Source organism: Micromonospora sp. NPDC048909, assembly GCF_040649635.1.
GTDB lineage: Bacteria > Actinomycetota > Actinomycetes > Mycobacteriales > Micromonosporaceae > Micromonospora.
Genome location: NZ_JBEZFU010000015.1, coordinates 73,550 through 91,030 on the forward strand (window position 1 = coordinate 73,550; position 17,481 = coordinate 91,030).

At 68.7% G+C, this 17,481-nt stretch carries 16 protein-coding genes and 1 pseudogene; 6 read left to right on the top strand and 11 right to left on the bottom strand.

Features of this window, described 5'->3' with window-relative positions:
* Nucleotides 1-170 precede the first annotated feature (170 nt).
* The 3 genes from AB0C04_RS29100 to AB0C04_RS29110 all read right to left on the bottom strand — a co-directional run bounded on the left by AB0C04_RS29100 (nucleotide 171) and on the right by AB0C04_RS29110 (nucleotide 2,646).
* Nucleotides 171-833, bottom strand: coding sequence for a response regulator transcription factor (locus AB0C04_RS29100; protein WP_357060715.1), 663 nt, complete (start codon nucleotides 831-833; stop codon nucleotides 171-173).
* Nucleotides 830-1,969 carry a sensor histidine kinase gene (locus AB0C04_RS29105; RefSeq protein WP_357060718.1) on the bottom strand — a complete coding sequence of 380 codons (1,140 nt, stop codon included), beginning with the start codon at nucleotides 1,967-1,969 and terminating at the stop codon, nucleotides 830-832. The genes AB0C04_RS29100 and AB0C04_RS29105 overlap by 4 nt, the downstream gene beginning before the upstream one ends.
* Before the next feature lie 230 nt (nucleotides 1,970-2,199).
* The gene (locus AB0C04_RS29110) at nucleotides 2,200-2,646 is read right to left on the bottom strand and encodes a hypothetical protein (RefSeq protein ID WP_357060720.1); all 447 of its coding nucleotides are present in this window, start codon (nucleotides 2,644-2,646) and stop codon (nucleotides 2,200-2,202) included.
* Between the two features lie 308 nt (nucleotides 2,647-2,954).
* Here AB0C04_RS29110 and AB0C04_RS29115 point away from each other — a divergent pair, with 308 nt between their 5' ends.
* Both AB0C04_RS29115 and AB0C04_RS29120 read left to right on the top strand, forming a co-directional pair.
* On the top strand, nucleotides 2,955-4,166 hold the full coding sequence (locus tag AB0C04_RS29115) for a hypothetical protein (protein WP_357060722.1): 1,212 nt from the start codon (nucleotides 2,955-2,957) through the stop codon (nucleotides 4,164-4,166).
* A gap of 239 nt (nucleotides 4,167-4,405) precedes the next feature.
* Complete coding sequence (locus AB0C04_RS29120; RefSeq protein WP_357060725.1) at nucleotides 4,406-4,669, top strand: hypothetical protein; 264 nt, start codon at nucleotides 4,406-4,408, stop codon at nucleotides 4,667-4,669.
* 10 nt (nucleotides 4,670-4,679) lie between these two features.
* On the opposite strand, the gene AB0C04_RS29125 is transcribed toward AB0C04_RS29120, so the two are convergent.
* On the bottom strand, nucleotides 4,680-5,099 hold the full coding sequence (locus AB0C04_RS29125) for a DUF6157 family protein (RefSeq protein WP_357060728.1): 420 nt from the start codon (nucleotides 5,097-5,099) through the stop codon (nucleotides 4,680-4,682).
* Nucleotides 5,100-5,169: 70 nt separating this feature from the next.
* Between AB0C04_RS29125 and AB0C04_RS29130 the strand changes: the two genes are divergently transcribed.
* Nucleotides 5,170-6,000, top strand: coding sequence for a helix-turn-helix domain-containing protein (locus tag AB0C04_RS29130; RefSeq protein WP_357060731.1), 831 nt, complete (start codon nucleotides 5,170-5,172; stop codon nucleotides 5,998-6,000).
* A gap of 166 nt (nucleotides 6,001-6,166) precedes the next feature.
* Here AB0C04_RS29130 and AB0C04_RS29135 read toward each other — a convergent pair whose 3' ends face one another.
* From AB0C04_RS29135 to AB0C04_RS29145, 3 genes are all read right to left on the bottom strand, one after another.
* Nucleotides 6,167-7,192: a hypothetical protein gene (locus tag AB0C04_RS29135; RefSeq protein ID WP_357060734.1), complete on the bottom strand. Its 1,026-nt coding sequence runs from the start codon at nucleotides 7,190-7,192 to the stop codon at nucleotides 6,167-6,169.
* Nucleotides 7,189-7,452, bottom strand: a complete 264-nt coding sequence (locus AB0C04_RS29140; RefSeq protein ID WP_357060737.1) for a hypothetical protein — start codon at nucleotides 7,450-7,452, stop codon at nucleotides 7,189-7,191. Before AB0C04_RS29140 ends, AB0C04_RS29135 begins: the two co-directional genes overlap by 4 nt.
* 70 nt (nucleotides 7,453-7,522) lie before the next feature.
* Nucleotides 7,523-8,947, bottom strand: a complete 1,425-nt coding sequence (locus tag AB0C04_RS29145) for a PLP-dependent aminotransferase family protein (protein WP_357060740.1) — start codon at nucleotides 8,945-8,947, stop codon at nucleotides 7,523-7,525.
* 47 nt (nucleotides 8,948-8,994) lie between these two features.
* Here AB0C04_RS29145 and AB0C04_RS29150 point away from each other — a divergent pair, with 47 nt between their 5' ends.
* Together AB0C04_RS29150 and AB0C04_RS29155 are read left to right on the top strand one after the other, a co-directional pair.
* Nucleotides 8,995-10,347 carry an FAD-binding oxidoreductase gene (locus AB0C04_RS29150; protein WP_357060743.1) on the top strand — a complete coding sequence of 451 codons (1,353 nt, stop codon included), beginning with the start codon at nucleotides 8,995-8,997 and terminating at the stop codon, nucleotides 10,345-10,347.
* A pseudogene (locus AB0C04_RS29155) lies at nucleotides 10,340-10,516 on the top strand (transposase); the annotation flags it as partial. The gene AB0C04_RS29150 and the pseudogene AB0C04_RS29155, both read left to right, overlap by 8 nt.
* A 405-nt stretch (nucleotides 10,517-10,921) precedes the next feature.
* Here the strand turns inward: AB0C04_RS29155 and mraY are convergent.
* Nucleotides 10,922-12,025 (bottom strand): phospho-N-acetylmuramoyl-pentapeptide-transferase, encoded by a 1,104-nt coding sequence (gene mraY / locus AB0C04_RS29160; protein WP_357060746.1) that lies wholly within the window; start codon nucleotides 12,023-12,025, stop codon nucleotides 10,922-10,924.
* Nucleotides 12,022-12,144, bottom strand: a complete 123-nt coding sequence (locus tag AB0C04_RS29165; RefSeq protein ID WP_357060748.1) for a hypothetical protein — start codon at nucleotides 12,142-12,144, stop codon at nucleotides 12,022-12,024. Before AB0C04_RS29165 ends, mraY begins: the two co-directional genes overlap by 4 nt.
* Here AB0C04_RS29165 and AB0C04_RS29170 point away from each other — a divergent pair.
* On the top strand, nucleotides 12,143-12,463 hold the full coding sequence (locus AB0C04_RS29170; RefSeq protein ID WP_357060750.1) for a hypothetical protein: 321 nt from the start codon (nucleotides 12,143-12,145) through the stop codon (nucleotides 12,461-12,463). The genes AB0C04_RS29165 and AB0C04_RS29170 overlap by 2 nt on opposite strands.
* Before the next feature lie 526 nt (nucleotides 12,464-12,989).
* On the opposite strand, the gene AB0C04_RS29175 is transcribed toward AB0C04_RS29170, so the two are convergent.
* Nucleotides 12,990-13,787 (bottom strand): methyltransferase domain-containing protein, encoded by a 798-nt coding sequence (locus AB0C04_RS29175; protein WP_357060752.1) that lies wholly within the window; start codon nucleotides 13,785-13,787, stop codon nucleotides 12,990-12,992.
* 538 nt (nucleotides 13,788-14,325) lie between these two features.
* On the bottom strand, nucleotides 14,326-17,259 hold the full coding sequence (locus tag AB0C04_RS29180) for a M20/M25/M40 family metallo-hydrolase (RefSeq protein WP_357060754.1): 2,934 nt from the start codon (nucleotides 17,257-17,259) through the stop codon (nucleotides 14,326-14,328).
* Nucleotides 17,260-17,481: the final 222 nt, after the last annotated feature.

Here is a 17,481-nt window from a genome sequence, read left to right on the forward strand (position 1 = left end):
CGTCATGAGCGTGCAGGCGAGCTCGCCGTCGCCGGTGGCGTGCCCTGATGTAGTTGCGCCTCGCGCGGTCGGTCGGGTCGGTGCGCTGCCCCGCGTACGCGGGGCAGCCGACCACGACAAGGCGACGAGGCCGGACGGGCAGCAGGATGCGGCCGTGGGTGTGGACGAATTCAGCCGCGTGCCCGCGTGCGGTTGGTCTCGTACGCCCACATCGCGATCTCGACCCGGTTACGCACGCCGAGCTTGGTCATCAGGCTGGTGATGTGCGACTTGACGGTGCTCAGCGTGATGTAGAGCTCGCCGGCGATCTCCTGGTTCGTGCGTCCCCGCGCGACCGCGACCAGTACCTGCTCCTCCCGGCCGGTGAGTGCCTCGATCGGCTGCTTCAGCGGCGCGACGGGACCCGCGTCGGCGAACGCCTTCAGCAGCCGCGTGGTGACGCTCGGCGCGATCAGCGCGTCCCCGTTGGCGGCCGCGTGTACGGCCTGGGCGAGCAGGTCGGGCCCGGCCTCCTTGAGCAGGAAGCCGCGGGCACCCGCACGCAGTGCCGCATAGACGTAGTCGTCGAGATCGAAGGTCGTGATGACGACCACCGCGAGCGGCTCCGCGACCGACGGCCCGGCGAGCAGCCGAGTGGCCTCTATGCCGTCCATGCCGGGCATGCGAATGTCGAAGAGGCACACGTCGGGGCGGAGCCGCCGGGCGAGCTCGACCGCCCGGCGGCCGTCGCCGGCCTCGCCGACGACCTCGATGCCGGGCTGCGCGTTCAAGATTATGGTGAGTCCGGTGCGGACGATCGCCTGATCGTCCGCGACGAGCACGCGCACCGTCACGCGCCAACCCCCGAGCGCGGGAGCACGGCCGTCACGGTCCACCCATGGTCGGCATTGGGGCCGGCCTCGCAGGTGCCGCCGAGCAGGTCGGCGCGCTCCATCATGCCCATCAGGCCGAACCCGGGCGAGCCAGCCGGGCGAGCGGGGCTTGCCTCGCCGTCGTCGCTGACCCGCAGGCGCACGGAGGTGTCGTCGGCCGCGACGCTGACCTCGATGCGGGTGGCGTGGCGGGCGTGGCGGCGGGCGTTGGTGACCGATTCCTGGGCCAGGCGATAGAGCGCGGAGCCGACCGTGGGTGGCAGGTCGTCGAGGTCGCCGCGGATCTCCACGTCGACGGCCGGCCCGGCGCGGCAGCGGCCGGCGAGCCGCTCGATGTCGGCGACCCGCGGACTGGGCGCCAGGTCGGCGGGCTGGTCACGGCGCAGGACGCGGACCATCGCGCGCATCTCGGCGAGCGCACGGGACGCCTCGGCCTCGATCACGCGGAGCGCCTCGACGGCGGCGCCCGGCTGGCTGGCTGAGGCGGCGATGCCGGCCTGGGCGCGAATCGCCATCGCCGACACGTGGTGGGCCACGGTGTCGTGCAGGTCACGGGCGAGCCGCTCGCGCTCCAGTAGCTTGATCCGATCGAGCTCGCGCAGCCGGGCGGCTGCGCGGAAACGGACCGCGGCGCCCAGCGTGGCCGCGGCGAACATTACCGCGAAACCGGCGACCAACTCGCCGCCGCTGATCGAGCCGGCCAGGCCGGCGGCGGCCACCTTGGCCGTCACGAAGGCCGAACCGATCACGGCATCCAGGCCGGAGCCCCACCGGAACAGCGCGTAAGTCAGCAGGACCAGGAAGCTCGCCGTGTACATCTGGCAGGCATCGCCGGGCAGCACGAACGGGGCGACCGCCGTGAAGCCGAACGCGATCGCCACCATCGCGAGTGGCTCTGTGCGCCGCCACAGCAGCGTGGGCAGCAGCGTGAGCGCGATGACGAGGCAGCCCACCCGCCACGGCAGGCCGGGCCGGGCGATCCCCTCCAGCACGATCGCCGGCGCGAAGACGGCGATCAACGCCCAGTCGCGCCACACGCGGGCCGGGGCGTGTGGGGCGCGCGGCTCGGCCAACACGGCGCGCAGGCGAGGGTGCATAGGACCATCGTACGAACGGCGGTGCGACTTCAGATCGTCCCAAAGTACGACTGATTCGTCCCGCCGAGAGCGTGAGCCGGCTGCGCCCGCTCCGGGCCTCCACGACCGCCCCAACGGGCCCGGAACTGCTCGATGATCTCGTCGGCGACGGCGTCCCAGGCACGAGCCGCAGCCGGCCGCTGACATATGGAACCGGCCGGGACAATGTGCATTCGCTGACCCGACTGGAGTCAAGCATCGCGGCGATGGAGAAGGAGAGCGGCGAGGGTCAGGGCGGAAAGTGTCCAGATGATCGTGGCGGCGGCGCCGCGGGGCGAGTCGAGGGCCGCGGTGCCCGGGAGGTAGGCGGCGCTGGTGGCGAACCGAGCGCGCAACAGGGGGCCCGCGACGAAGTAGAGACCGAGCAGCAGCACCACGGCGGGCAGCGCGCGGCGGACGACGCCGGTGACTGCCGCCCCCAGCAACGTGGTGAGCGTCAGGTACGCGGTCGCGGCCGGCGTCCACGTGGCCGCACCGGTCGGCAGGGTGCTGCTGGCCGCCGGTGCGGCGACCAGCGGGAGCGTCCCCACGGTCAGCGCGAGGGCTTTTGACGCCTGCAGTGGCAGGCGCTGGGGCATCGCGAGCAGCGTGGTGTGGATCTGGCCACCCTCCCGGTACTCGGACGCGGCCGCCGGCACGCCGAGCACCAGAAAGCCGGCCTGGGTGTAGCCGAGTGGGGCCAGGGCAGCGTCCTCAGCGAGCGGCTCGCCGCGGGATTCGGCGGATGCGTACGCCGGGCTGCACCGGCATCCCGGCGGGCCGAGACCAGCACGTCGATGACCTGCCCGTGCTGCTCGACCGCCCGGACCGCCACACCCCGTTAGCGCGGGGTGCGCACGAACCGGGGTATTGACCAGCCGGTGGTCTGCTCGATCCGGGGGCTGATGGCTGCAGCGAACATCGAGGGGTACCCCATCATGGGCTCACCTCGTGGAGAATGCGGCGGGTGCGACTTGATCTGGACAGCATCGACTGGGCGTCGTTGACGCACGCGTACGGAAGTGCCGAGGACGTGCCTGGCCTCATTCGTGATCTGCGGTCATCCGATGCCGAGGTCCGTAGCGCGGCGATGTACGAGCTTTACGGCAACATTTACCACCAGGGGACCCGGTACGAGGCCAGCGCATACGCGGTCCCGTTCCTGCTGGAGTTGCTGGCCGACCCCGCCACACCCGCCCGGCACGAGGTCATTCAGCTGCTCTCCTGCCTCGCGGTCGGTTACACGCCTCACGACATACCCGCCGGCGGCTTCCCCATCGCCGAAATCCGCAACGACGTGGCCCACGTCCCCGAGGAGACCTGGCGCCGCTGGTCGCAAGCGATGAAGGATTGGTATGAGGTCGTTAGTACCGGGCAGAGGCAGCCGCTTCCGCTCACCAAGCCCGAGCGGCGCTTGTTCGAGACCCGGCACGCGCTCGCCGCGTACGATGCCGTCCGGGCCGGCGTCCCGCTGCTGTTGACATGCCTGGCTGACTCAGACGCCGAGGTGGTCGGCGAGGCGATCCACGCCTTGGCCTGGTTTTCGGAGGAGATGACGTCGATCCGCCCCCGCCTGCTCGAAATCGCCTCCGACGACCAGCGCCCCGCGCAGATAGTGGGAGCGGCGTTGATCGCGTTAGGACTGGTCGGTGGTGCGTTGACGCAGCCTCTAGCGGACCTGCTCGACAGGAAGCTTGCAGGCACAGATCCCGACTTGAGGTGGGCGGCTGCTGTGGCGTGGGCGCAGCTGGCCGGTGAAGAGGTGCCGGACTCGGCAATAGCCGAGCTACGCGGATGGGCGGCCATTCGCCAACAGAAATCCGGGCAGACAATCTGGTTTGCGAGCCCCAGCTACGTGGCACTCGAAGTGCTCGACGCCTTCGCCGCGGCGGTGGCCGAGGAGGTGCGGTCGGACCTCGTTGCGGCGGTGCTCGCCGAGCAACCCACGTCGAACTGGCACAACCATTTCAATGTGGTGCTGGGGTGCGCGTTTCCACAGATGGAATCGGATCACGGCCGCGGCTTCGAGGGGCTGACGGCGGCGCAGCGGGCGGTGGTCGCCTGGCTTCTCGATAACCCGCATGTGTTCGGCTCTTCGGGGCCTCAAGGCCCGCTCCGCCAACACGGCCTGCCGACGACTCACGAGGCGCTACGCGCTTACGCCGGCCTGAACGGGTAACAAACACAGCGGGTTGGCTGGACAGCGGATTTCAGGATGGTCTTGGTGGTCGGTGACGCCGGCGCTGAACGCGACGACGCAGTTGGGGGAGACCGACAGCCATTCCTCGCCGGACGCGTCGTAGTCGTCACCGGAACGATGAGAAGTCCCTGCCGCTGCTGTCTGACCTGGCAGGGCTGTCGCCCGGGGCGCGCAAGTGTCTGTGGAAGCATGATTGGAGTCGACGTCCGAGAGCGGGCGTGCTGGTTCGGGCCGCCATAGCCGCCGCGTTGATCGGCGTACTGGTTCTGTCCACCACCCGCGGCTCACGGATCGACACCACGACCCTGTTCGTCGCCCCCAGTTCGGTGGTACTCGCGACGGTGTTGCATGAAACAGCCCTCTGGGCGCTGAGCCGGGGCGGCGTCGATCCCCCAACCACCGCGAACTCGATCGTTAACCGTGAGAGGGGTTCAAATCGACCCTGGTTGATCATGGCTGCAGGCCCGGTCGACCGCCGTTGACACCAGCGGCCTACCGGCTGCGGCGCATGGCACGGGTCACGGTGACGGTCCGTCCGTCCGGGGCACGACCACCGGCCAACTGCGCGTACTCGGTCGAGCCCAGGGGCACCAGCGCAACCCGGCCGGCGGAGTCGGCGTGGATGCCCCAGCCGTACCGCTTGCCGAGGTCGCTCGCACGCAGGCACGGCTGACCCTTGGCGAAGAACTCGTCCCGCGCGGCCGGACGCTCGGCCTCCGGTATCCCCCGCCGGTCGGCCCAGACAGTGAAGATCACGTCGTCCGAGGTGTAGCGGTATGGCGCCTCGGCGATCATCCGGAACATGAGCCCCGCGATACCGGGCGTGGTCCGCTCCGGCGGAACGGCGGCGCTCGACGCCGTGCTGTCGTCCGCGACCTGGATGAACGTGTCCACGTAGTTGGTGCTGTGCATGGACGCCATCCTCTCCGCAGCAGCAGAGAGGGTCTTGGAGAATCGCGACACGGGCTGTCAGCCTGGCATCATGACGAACACGCCGCGGCCGATCGGGCTGGCCGACCGGTCGGGTGTTCTGCACCCGGAGAACCTCGCGCGCTACTCGGCCACGATCCACCAAGCCGGTGCCGTCGTCGCCCCGCTGGTCGAACACTTCTGGACCGTGGCGTGGAACCTTCCCTGCGGGGAGCGCATCGAGCAGCAGATCATCACCGACCCGGCGGTGACCCTCACCGTCGAGGCCGGGGCCGTCCCTGCCGAACTCGTCGTGACCGGGGTCCACCGGCGGGCGTGGACTCGCGAGATCGCCGGGTGGGGTACCGCGTTCGCGATCCGGCTCCGCCCGGCCAGACTCGCCGGCGTGAGCGACCTGACCCCCGAGGCGATCGCCGACCGGACACTTCCCGTCGTTCCCGAACTGGACGCCCGGCTGCACGCGCTGATGCGGGCGGTCGCCGACGCGCCGGGCATCGAGTCCCGGATCGCCCGAGCGACCGCGCTCATCGGCGAGATGGCCGCCGAACGGCCCTTGACCCCGAGACAACTGCTCGCCAACGAGGTGGTGGCCGCGATCGTCCGAGGTGACCCGCTGCCGGCCGGCCCGTCGGCGCGGACCGTGCAGCGGGCATTGCGGGAGACGATCGGTCGTGGTCCGGCGTGGGTCAGGCGGTGGGTACGGCTCCAGGAGGTCGCCCGGCAGTTCGCGACGAACGGCGCAGCCTGCGCAGCCGATGTCGCGGCCCGCCTCGGCTACGCCGATCAATCGCACCTGGTCAACGACTTCCGCTCCGCCGTCGGCACGACTCCTGGCGAATACCTGCGAACGCTGCACCGGCCCACGGAGCCGTCCCGGAGCTAACTTGATCTTCAACCGGCCGAGGGTCTCGTGGGGTACCCCGCTCCGGCCGAACACGATGCTGCCCGGGCCAGGGTCAACCGCGTCGGGTGGTCCTCGGACACGTCGCCATGGACGCGGAGACGATATAGAGCGGCCGGAGTCGGCTGCCTGATCGGGCTCGCTCCGCCTACCGTTGCGTGAGCTCGTCGAGGGACAGCTGGTACCAGCGGTCGCCGGTGATCAAATGCAGAACCGATCCGCGGCCAACTGCCGTGGCCCGAGCGGGAAGCGGGGTTCCGTCGGGCAGCACGAGCCGGTACTCCCCAACGACGCGCATCGCCTGGCTCGCCAGCTCACCTACCACGAACCGGTCATGATCTGGTCCGTATCCGCCGAGCAGTCCGACGCGGGTGCCGCTGACCGTCAGGGCCCTCGCCCCGTTGACCTGGTTGCGCCAGCCGCTGGTCGCGCCGTCGCGAATCCGCACGATCGGGAAGTCGGTGTAGTAGCAGGTCCAGATCGCGTCGTCGGTGACGTTGAGGGCGTAGCAGTCACTGATCGCGCCCCAGTCGTTGTCCACGTGGGACGGGAAGCGCCACGCCGGCTCGAGCTGGGGTGAAAAGCGCACCAGCCCGGTGGCGCCCGTTGGTGGTGCGGCGTTGACGTCGCCCCAGCCGTAGTTGCCGTAGACGCCCTCGTCGAAGTAGCCCACCCACACCTCCCCGGAGGTGGTGGTGAAGACGTGCTCGATGCCGTCACCCAGCGTCGCCTGGGCCTCGACGCGTCCCTCGCTGTCGTAGACCACGGCATTGCGGTCCGGACCGTCGGCCCGCCACCGGCACCTCGCCCCGACCACCAGCACCCGTCCGCCGGGCATCGGCTGGACCGAGGGGTGGGCCAGCGTCAACCCGGGGAGTGGCGTGACATCGACCGCGTCCCCTGCCTGCCTGCTGACGTGGGCAGCAACGGGTCGGCCGGTCGTCGGGTCAGGAAACGTGGCCCAGCCCGGTTTTGTGGTGACCGATCGCAACGCTGCCTCGTTCTCCGCTGTCGCCCACAGGGCCACCAGCTCACCGGCAGGCCCGATCGACGCCGACACCAGGACGTCATCACGCTCGGGCCGGATGACCGGCAACCCCTCGTCGAGCTCCAGCGTGGGCAGCTTGCGGACGGTTTGGCTCCTGCCGCCGCGGCGGCTCTTCCAGCCTTTCACTCCGCTACCCCATCACCGCATCGCATCCGTACGCCAGCCGATTCGACGCGCAGCAAACGCCCATCGATCAACCGCTCTCCAGTCGAGAGCGAGACGACACCGAACGATGGACCATCAAGATCAGGAGCATAAGCATGCCCAACGACAACGTCGACGAGTTCGACGAGTACGCCCACGAGGAGATCCTGCAGGCCCTGGTCCTGCGTCTGCTGACGAGCGCGGAGCTGGACGAGCTGTGCGACGACGTTGACCTGCCGCACGGCACCCTCCTCACCAGGCACAACGCCTGGCGGGTCAGGCCGGAAACACCGTTAGATCCACAGTCCCCCATCAGCGGCAGATTTGCGCACGGACCTCTGCGACCGCGTCGGCAAGGGCTTTCACTCCTTCTGTGATGGCGCGTTCGGTGAGGGTGGCGTAGCCGAAGATCAGCCCGCCGGGTCGGGCGGGGCTGAGGCGGTACCGGGAGACGCCTTGCACGACGAGTCCGTGGCGGGCGGCGGCAGCCACGACCGCGGCCTCGTCGAGGTCGTGCGGGAGCCAGGTTACGACGTGTTGGCCCGCCGCGACACCGACCGGCTCCAGTTCGGGCAGCCGTGTGCGCAGCGCGGCCAGGAGCGCGTCGCGGCGGCGGCGGTAGACCGGGCGCATGCGCCGCAGGTGCCGGTCGAACTCGCCGCGGGTGAGGAAGTCGGCGAAGGTCAGTTGGTCGATGACGGGAGAGCCGGTGTCGGCCAGAACCTTGGCCGCCGCGATTTCGTCGACCAGGTGTGACGGCGCCAGCAGCCATCCGAGGCGCAGCCCTGGCGCCAGGGTCTTGCTCGCTGTGCCGCAGTACACGACGGTTTCGGGCGCCAGCCCCTGCATGGCGCCGACGGGCGAGCGGTCGTAGCGGTACTCCGCGTCGTAGTCGTCCTCGATCACCACGGCGCGTCGACGCTGCGCCCAGCCGATCACCCGGGCCCGCGCGGAGGCCGACAGGACCCCGCCGGTGGGCCACTGGTGCGAGGGCGTCAGCACGAGGGCGTCCGCGTCGGTCTGTTCGAGCTTCTCGACGAGAATGCCGTCCGGCCCGACCGGGACGCCGATCACCTCCAGGCCGGCGGCGGCCGCGACGAGGCGGGCGTCGTCGTCCGCGGATGGGTCCTCGACGGCCAGCCGGCGGGCGCCGCGCGCCGCGAGCACCTGGATCAGCAGCGCGACGCCCTGGCCGTAGCCACTGCAGATCACGACGTTCTCCGGGCGGGCCGACGTGCCGCGGACCCGGTTGAGGTAGTCGGTCAGGGCCGCGTGCAGTTCGGGCACGCCACGCCCGTCGAGGTAGGCGAAGCGCTCGTTCGGCGTGGTGGTGAGGACCGTGCGCACCGAACGCAGCCAGGCGGCCCGGGGGAACGACGACGCGTCGGTGCGGCCATACCCGAAGTCGATCCGGGCCGCCGGCCGATCCCTGGCGCGGCGATCCGCTGGCGGCGGAACCGGCTCGACCGCAACCTGGGTGTAGCCGCCAGCCCGACTGGTGAGGTAGCCCTCGGCGACGAGTTGCTGGTAGGCCTCGACCACGACGCCGCGCGACACTCCCAGATCGGCTGCGATGGTGCGGGTGGGTGGCAGGGACGTCCCGAGACGCAACCGGCCGGCCCGAATGCTGCTCCGTATCGAGGCGGCGATCTGCCGGTGCAGCGGTTCGGCCGCGGACCGGTCGACATCGATGAGCAGGTCCTCTGCCGTGCTGGAATTGGTCCTGGTTCGGCCCATACAATCGGACCTTACCGGGTGTACCGATTTCCGTCAGGCTCAGACGTATGACGACAGTGACCAGCGCTCGCTTCGACGGCCGCCTCCTCATGCCGGACGACCCGGGTTACGACGCGGCCCGCACCGTCTGGAACGCCATGATTGACCGCCGCCCGCGGATGATCCTGCAGGCCGGGAGCCTCACCGACGTGGTGAGCGCGGTGCGCCTTGCCCGCGAACTCGAACTGGAGATCGGGGTGCGCTGCGGCGGGCACAACGCGGCCGGCCTCGCCGTCCCCGCGGACGGTCTGATGATCGACCTGACCCCGTTGAACGGCGTTCGGGTCGACCCGATCCGGCGGCGCGCCCGGGTCCAGGGCGGCGCGCTGCTCGGCGCACTCGACCGGGCGTCGCAGCCGTACGGCCTCGCCACGACCGCGGGTAACGTCTCGCACACCGGGGTCGGCGGCCTGACCCTTGGCGGCGGCATGGGCTGGCTCGCCCGCCAACACGGGTTGGCCTGCGACAACGTCGTTTCCTACACGCTGGTCACCGCCGACGGCGAGGTGGTGACCGCGAGCCGAACCGAGAACCCCGACCTCTACTGGGGCCTGCGCGGCGGGGGCGGCAACTTCGGCATCGTCACCGCCTTCGACTTCCAACTGCATCACACCGGAACGCAGACCCTGGTCGCCGAGTTCGACTTCCGCGCCGAGGACGCCGTGCCGGTGCTCGAAGGCTGGCGGGACCTGAACGCCGTCGCACCGCGGCAGGCGACCTTCACCGCCGATGTCCACAGCACGGCCATCGGCCCGATCGCGACAGTCGGCTTCGTTTGGGTCGGCGACCCGGCACAGGGCCGCCGGTTGCTGCCGGCGATGCGCGCGCTCGGGCGCCCGGTCGCCGAGCGGGTCACCACGCAGTCGTACCTCGAACTCCAGCAACGTGACGACACCACCGGCGGCCACGCCTACCGCCGGTACTCCAGCGCGCACTACCTGCGGCAGTTCCCCACCGCCGCGATCGAGGCGTTCCTGCTGCGCGGCGCGTCGGACCTGCACGCCGGCACTGACCTTCCTGGCGTCGGCCTGCAGGCGCACGGCGGCGCCATCGCCGACGTCGCGGACGCCGACGCCGCGTTCAGCCACCGCGGCACCACGTTCGAGTACAGCGCCGGCTCCCGCTGGACCGAGCCATCCGAAGACGACCTCCGGATGGCAGCGGCTCGCACTGCCGCAGCCGCGCTCGACTCGTACGCCGACGGCGTCTACGTCAACTCGCTCGCCGCCGACGAATTGCAACGCGGGCTACGCCGTGCATACCCGGCCGCCAAGCTCGCCAGGTTGACCGCCCTCAAGACCGTCTGGGATCCGCAGAACATCTTTCACCTCAATCACAACATCCGGCCCAGCCATGCCTAAGCCGGCACCGAGAAATTCAGCCAGCAGCGCAGCCGGCCGAGGTCGGCCACATCACCCGGTTCCCAACCGGGCCCACTTCGCGTCCTGGAACGGCACCGCCCCCATCGACGCCTCCTCCGGCGAACAGCTACGCCACCGGCTCTCCCGCGCCGGCAACCGGCGGATCAACCGCGTACTGCACATCATGGCCACCGTCCAGCTACGCAACCCCACCGAAGGACGCGCCTACTTCGACCGCAAGAAAGCCGCCGGAAAGACATCGATGGAAGCGATGCACGCGCTGAAACGACGCCTGTCCGACATCGTCGATCGATGCATGATCATCGACGCCACAGCCACCACGGCAGCGGGCCCGAGTGGACAACGGGGAACGGCAACTGGCTCCAGCGTGACCGACTCGCACCCCCAAGCCGGCTCTTCGGAGAAGTCACTTCCCGGACCCGCCGAGCCCCAGCTTAGAACTCCCTCCCTGCGGTGTCGTGACACAGAGGGGAGCCATGTACGGACGTCGCCCACTCGACAACCCGGCACCAACGCTGGCACCTTCGGGTCCGCCGAAGAGGTCGCGTGGCTTTTATCCAACGACCGCCAAAAAATCCGAGTAGAACAGGCCCAGGCCGACCGCCACGCAGACACCGGCCACGATCCAGAACCGGACCACAATATTGACCTCGCTCCAGCCCGCCAACTCGAAGTGGTGGTGCAACGGCACCATCCGGAAGACACGTCTACCGGTGGTCCGGAACGAGACGATCTGGATCACCCAGGTCGTCGTGATGATGACGAAGAGCCCGCCGATCATGACCGAAAGCAGCGTCGTTCGGGTTGCCACCGCGAGCCCACCGATCAGGGCGCCGAGCCCGAGCGAGCCCACGTCACCCATGAAAATCCGCGCCGGGGACGTGTTCCACCACAGGAAGCCCACGCAGGCGCCGGCCGCCGCCGCCGCGATCATGGCGATCTCCAGGGGATCCCGGACCTGGTAGCAGTAGTCGTTCACGCGGGCATACGCGTCGTCGGCGCACCAGTGCCGGTACTGCCAGAAGCCGATCAGCGCATACGCGCCGAGCACCAGGATCGACGCGCCGGTGGCCAGGCCGTCGAGGCCGTCGGTGAGGTTCACGCCGTTCGACATCGCCATGATCACGAAGACGATCACGATCACCGCGCCGACCTTGCCGACATTCAGCCAGCTGATGTCGCGGATGAGCGAGATGTGCTCGCTGGCCACGGTCTGGCCGTCGGTGCTCGGCACATAGAGCGCGGCGATGCCGAACCCGCCGCCGACGAGCGCCTGGCCGAGCAGCTTGCCTTTGGCGGACAGTCCGTCGGAGTTGCGCCGGCGCACCTTGAGGAAGTCGTCGAAGAAGCCGACCGCGCCGCAGAAGACGAGCAGCCCGAGCAGCACCAGGGCCGTCATGGTCGGCCCCTCCTGCGCGATCTGCCGCTCAGGCAGGGTGGTCAGGGCGATGTGCCCGGCCACGTACGCGAGCACGGTCGCGACGATGAACACAACGCCGCCCATCGTGGGCGTGCCCTTCTTGCCCTGGTTGCTGGCGAGCCCGATGGATCGGATCGGCTGCCCGGCCTTGAGCGCGGTGAAGACGCGAATCGCCACCGGCGTGCCGAACAGGGAGATGATGAACGCGACCGCGGCTGCGACGATGACCGCCCTCACGGGCGAACCTGCACGAGATCCGGATTTCCCAAGGCGTCCCCACCGAGCTTCCAGATCAGCGCCTGGCGTATCGACCTGAGCCGGCCGTGCAGATAGTCCTTAGCGACATCATCGATCATGAGACACGAGCTTGCCATCCGACGGCGAGCGGAGCAGCCCTCCGGCACCGTATCCAACCCAGACGCGACACTGGACGGGGCCTTCTCCGGACTGACCGCCATCACCGACATTGCACCGATCGAGCCAGGCCCGCTCGGCGGTGTGACACGCTGCGGCACGGGTCAGGACAAGGGCGTCCGAGTTAACGTCTGCGCGTGGGCCGACCGTCACACCGTTGGCATGGTGACCTTCATCGGTTTCCCCAAGAGCGACGACCCGCTCGAAATGTTCGGCCGAATCCGGTCGCAGCTGGAGCATCCAACGCCATCACAGGGTTAGGGCCGCCGAAGAATCCGTGGCGCCGAACGCGCGCTCAGGTCACTGACGGTTCTGAGTCCCAGCGGCCGGGAGCGACAGCAGTGCCAGCACGGCGGACACGAGCTCAATATGTGAGGGTGGCATCCCCCGCCCGGCCGGAGCTCCGGCTCGACGTGCGCGACTAAAGCCGGGCGACAGGGATCTGCAAAGCCATGACCACTTCGGTGTGAACAGGGCGCTGCACCGACTCTGGCCTGCGGGAACCTAGAGCCGCGGGCAGGGATGGTTGCGGTTGAGTGCCGTCCGATTCCGTTGGACGCAGTTCAAGGCCGTTCAGGGCACCTGGCTGCTCCCAGTCTGCTCCCCCGACCCGGCCCGGCACCACGCCGCGGACCGCCGACCGCCGACCGCCGACCGCCGACCGCCGACCGATCGTGAGCCGCCAGCCCAGTGCCATGGTTGGCACCAGCGCAGACTAACGAAGCCGCATCGGCCGATTGGAAAGTGCGCTCACGCACCCGCTGTCATCGATATCGGCGGATGTCTGTTAATCCGGACGGCCGCGGTTAGGTGGACGTGACGCATCCCGGACCAAAGGCGGCGACATGGTCCGCGAGTGGGCATCCGTGAGGTCTGCCGGCTTACGCGCGAGGATCAGCGTGCACCGTGAGCTGCCGTCCCGGCGCCGGCCCAGGACGGTCAAGGCGACGGCCGTCACGGTAAAGCCAGCCGCTATCAGGTTGTCGCGGACTGCGGGCAGCGGGCTGGTGCGGTAGTACATGACGAACGGCGGTCGCCACATGGCATTGCGTACCCGCATGACCAAGTCGAATCCGAGCGTGGCCCAGTGCGAGACCGAGGCCAGCGGCGGCGGTGCACCGATTGGCAAGGCGAAGATCCCGCCGGGCCGCAGCGCGCGGTAGACCCCCTCGAAGAGCGCCGGTCGGTCGGTGGGCAGGAAGTGCCCGAGCGCTCCGAAGCTGACGGCGAGGTTGAAGTACTCAGTGAATGGCAAGGCCCGAGCATCGGCCCGAACCCACGTGGCGTCCGGGTGAGCGCTGCGCGCCTGCGTGAGCATGCCAGCGCTGAAGTCCACGCCCGTGATGCCTCCTTGGCATACAGACCTGAGAACCACCATGCCCGCGCCGGTTCCGCAGCAGACGTCCAGCCCTTGGTCGAACGGCCCGAGTTTGGACAGCGCGTCGGCGGTCGCGCCGAGATAGCTATCCGGCGTGCGAAAGGGCGTGTGATCAAACTTCGGGGCTAGCAGGTCATAGCCGCGCTCGACCGAGGACAACGCCTGGATGCAGAGTTCACGCAGAGACGGACCCTGAGGCGAAAACACCGACTGAGGGTACCTGCCCGAGCCTGCGGGGCGCCTTCTACGCGATGGCCAGTGTCGGCATACCGCAGGCTCCGATCGGCCGATCTGGGCGAGGACCGCCTGGCATGCCGGCCTTCACGCCCGGGGCCTTCGCTCGGCTGTCCCTGCCCACCCACCACATCCAGGTCGTCCCCACACGCGGGGCTTCCGTCATCAGGCATCACCCCCGCGCCGCCGGTGCCCACACCAGTGCGGGCAGCTCACCGCGCTGGGTCGGCGGGGTGCTGCGGCAGATCCGGATTCAGCGGCACTCGTTTCTCGCTCCCCTGCACGCCTGACCGACCACGCCCCAGTCCTCGGCCGGTAGGTAGGCGGCTACCGGCCGAGGTGGTGCGTCAGTCGACGGAGTTCGGCATTTGGGGGTCAGTCGGGCTGCCGCGGTGGGCACTGCACGTGCTCGCGCCGTGCCTCGCACCCCGGCGCCGCTGACCCCGAGTCGAGGCATCCTGCCACCGCGCATGCCCTCTCGTGCGCGCGCTGAACTTCCGGGTCACACCCGTCACACGATGGAGATCGACCGCACTTGGGTGTTGCCCTTGGTTTCGACGTAGACCTTGTAATCGCCGACGGTGTAAGTGCCAGCTGCGTTGTTGTCGATGGTGAACGTGGCCGTCTCGGAAGACTCGCTGCCGTCGACGTGGGTCTGCTTCACCGTGATGGTCAACTCGTTCTTGTTGCCCTTCAGCTTCTTCACCACCGCCGACGGCTTGGCATCGATGACCGCGTTGGCAACTGTCACGTAGACCGCGTCGGGCGAAGAGAACTCCGCGTTCTTCTGCCCATCACCGAACACGAAGAAGCCCCGTTGTTCGATGGCCCCGCGCCCGGGGAACGGATCAGGGTTTGAAGCCAAGTACGTCGGATTGACCGTGTACAGGTCCGTCTTGGAGTCCGCGAGGATGCCCTGCACCCCGGTGTACGGGGCATCGGTGATCGCGAGGTTGACCGACAGGTAGATGGCGTCGGGGTTGTTGGCCGAGATGCGCGAGGAGAAGTACTTGTCCGCACTCTGCCCCGCAGGAACGGCCAGCGGCACAACCGCGTCGCCGACGAGAATGTTGAACTGGAAGTCGCCGTAGCCGCCGGCGACGAACTTCGCCCAAGCCGCGTCCGACATGTGGTCGGGGCGCTCCACCTTGAACTCCAGACGCATCGGCGCCACGTACGTGTTGTTCAGGTACTCGGTATCGGTCAGGGGCAAGTAGGCCCCTCCCGGGGCGTGCCCCAGTGCGAAAGCCGAAGCCGTCGGGGTCGAGTTGCCGCGCCCGTTCCACATCGGGATGTTGAACGAGGTGGCGCCGAGCAGGGCCTGGTTGCCCAACTGGCTCGTGCCGACAGCGGCCGACGCGTCCTTGTAGGTTCCGATCGTGACGTCGAGCAGGTCGAGGTCCGCCCGGTCGGCGTTCAGCCCAGGGATGCTTGCCGACATGAACTTGGCACCGGCGGGCCCGGAGTACCGGGCCATCTCCAGCATGCCATCGGCCATGATTTTGGTCATCTGCACTGCCGAGTCGACCTTCATCCGCTCGTTGGCCGTGTGCCACCAGCGCTCGTTACCCGGGATGACGGCGCCGAAGGCGGTCATCTTATTGCGGAAGCTGCTGGCCAGGGTGCCGCCGGTCGTGCCCTGCGGATAGACCACGTCCCTGAGGGAATACGGATCCGCGAACTCCTCCGGGTTGCGGTCGATCGAGGCTTGGTAGCTCCCGAACTGAAGAGCCGTCAGCGGGTTGTCGTGAGTGACGTACAACCCGGCGCCGACGGGCGAGCCGAGGTTGCCGATGGTGAACCCCTTCGCCTGGAAGGCGGCCGTGACCGCCGCCGTTGCCTGACCGGAGTCAGCCGCGGTGACGTGCATGCTGCGCACATACATCGGCATGCTGAGGCTGCCGGAGGCGTCCGTGTAAAAGCTCGTCGGGGTCTCTGAATTGATGCCGCCCATGAGGGCAAAGGTCAGGTTCGGCGTGCCGTTGCTCGGGTTGCGCAACAGGCTCGCCGGGATGCCCATGTACTTGCCGATATAGGCTTCGCCTTCGACACCGTCGCGGAAGAACAGGTCGGCGATACCGTCGGCGGCTTTCTTCAATTGCATGTCGGCGGCCGTGGTTCCCAATGCGCCGAGTCCCTTGGAGAGGAGGAACATTCCCCACACGATGGCATTCTTGCCGTACTGCGGGGTCGGCATCTCCATCGCCACATCGGTGTTGATCTCCAGCGTGAGCGAGTCGCCGGTGATCCTGGTCTGCACCTTGGGCGTGGTGCGGGGAGCAGCCGGGAGCCAACCCTTCGTGGTCGCGGCAGCGGTGATCGCCGACACGAATCGATCGCGCTCGGCGGAGCCGGCCCCCGCCACGTCCAGGGTGAAGATGGCCCGCGAGGCGATCTGCGTGGTGCTGCCGTAGGCGATGTCCTTGAGCGTCGGGTCGCCTTCGCGCAGGGTGACGCCGGCTGTGGCATCCGTCAGCCGGAAGGCCTTGGTGCTGTCTGCGGACAAGCTCATCGACACCGACGGGGTCACCGACCCGGAGTTGCCGACGATGACCGGGAACCGCGAGTCGGAGGTGTAACCCGCGATCGGCATCTCCTCCCGGTTGAGGTTCTTGTAGGCCCAGTTGTCGTAGAAGCTCGGGTTCGAGTTGTACGGGATGGACTGGAAGGTGGCGGTGTTCGTCGTCGAGGGCGTGCCGGGACCGCCGTCTTCGTAGATTCCCATGACGATGCGGATGCGTCGGTCGAGGGGCAACCCCGCCTCGAGCAACGCCTTGGCCGCGAGCAGCGTCGCCAGCGTCGGACCGCTGTCGTCCTGCAGGCCCGCCCCGTAGACCCAGCCGTCCTGGACATAGGGCGAGTGGTACGCACCAGGAGTGCCGAGGTTGCCATCGGCGTCCCGCCAGCGCGCCAGCTGGGCTGGCGAAACGGAAGCCGTCGGCGAGTCCAGGTGGCTCAACGCCATGACCATCTCCGGGGCGTCCGGGTCACCGATCTCTGCGTAGACGTACTTGTCGGGCTGGCGTTGGACGACCACCGGGAAACCCAGGTCGGTGGCCAGCTTGACCACCCAGGCGAGCTTGGCGACCTTGCGGTCGTACTCGTTCTGGTTGGCTTCGGTGTTGCTGACCGGGAAGGGGTACGCCGTCGCGGCCGTGCCGCCTCGGGAGATGGAGTCGTAGCTCGACCCGTCCAGCATCGCCCCGATCAGACTGAGCGGGTCGTAGGTGCCGTCCCCCGCCCGCGCGCTGTTGACGCGTCCAGCCAACGCCTCGACTTCTGCGTGGATCGCGTCGCGCTCGGCGTCGGTCACCGACAAATCGTAGGTGGCGCTCGGCTGGAAGCGCTCCTCGCCGACGCTGGTCGCGGACGCGTTAGCCGCTACACCCATGGACAGGAGCAATGACATGCCAAGTGTCAGGGCAAGAGGCTTCTTCCGTATCACCGTGATCTCCCCGAATGGTCAGACCCAAATACGTCGGATGAATTTCGTTGTGCGCGAGACCCTTTCAGGCTTTTCCCAGCTTGTCAATGCTCCGACGCAAGGTTCAGCTGCCGCCCCGGTCGTTACCGCCCTGACCTGCTCACACCCGCCCACCAGGTCAGATAGACAGCAGTTGCCGTCAGGTCAAAGTCGTTGAGCACTCCGCGCGAACAGGACGCTGCA

Coding starts and splice junctions, on each gene's coding strand:
- AB0C04_RS29105 (WP_357060718.1), bottom strand. CDS start 1,969: ATGCACCCTCGCCTGCGCGCCGTGTTGGCCGAGCCGCGCGCCCCACAC.
- AB0C04_RS29125 (WP_357060728.1), bottom strand. CDS start 5,099: ATGCACAGCACCAACTACGTGGACACGTTCATCCAGGTCGCGGACGAC.
- AB0C04_RS29130 (WP_357060731.1), top strand. CDS start 5,170: ATGACGAACACGCCGCGGCCGATCGGGCTGGCCGACCGGTCGGGTGTT.
- AB0C04_RS29150 (WP_357060743.1), top strand. CDS start 8,995: ATGACGACAGTGACCAGCGCTCGCTTCGACGGCCGCCTCCTCATGCCG.
- AB0C04_RS29170 (WP_357060750.1), top strand. CDS start 12,143: ATGAGACACGAGCTTGCCATCCGACGGCGAGCGGAGCAGCCCTCCGGC.
- AB0C04_RS29145 (WP_357060740.1), bottom strand. CDS start 8,947: ATGGGCCGAACCAGGACCAATTCCAGCACGGCAGAGGACCTGCTCATC.
- AB0C04_RS29165 (WP_357060748.1), bottom strand. CDS start 12,144: ATGATCGATGATGTCGCTAAGGACTATCTGCACGGCCGGCTCAGGTCG.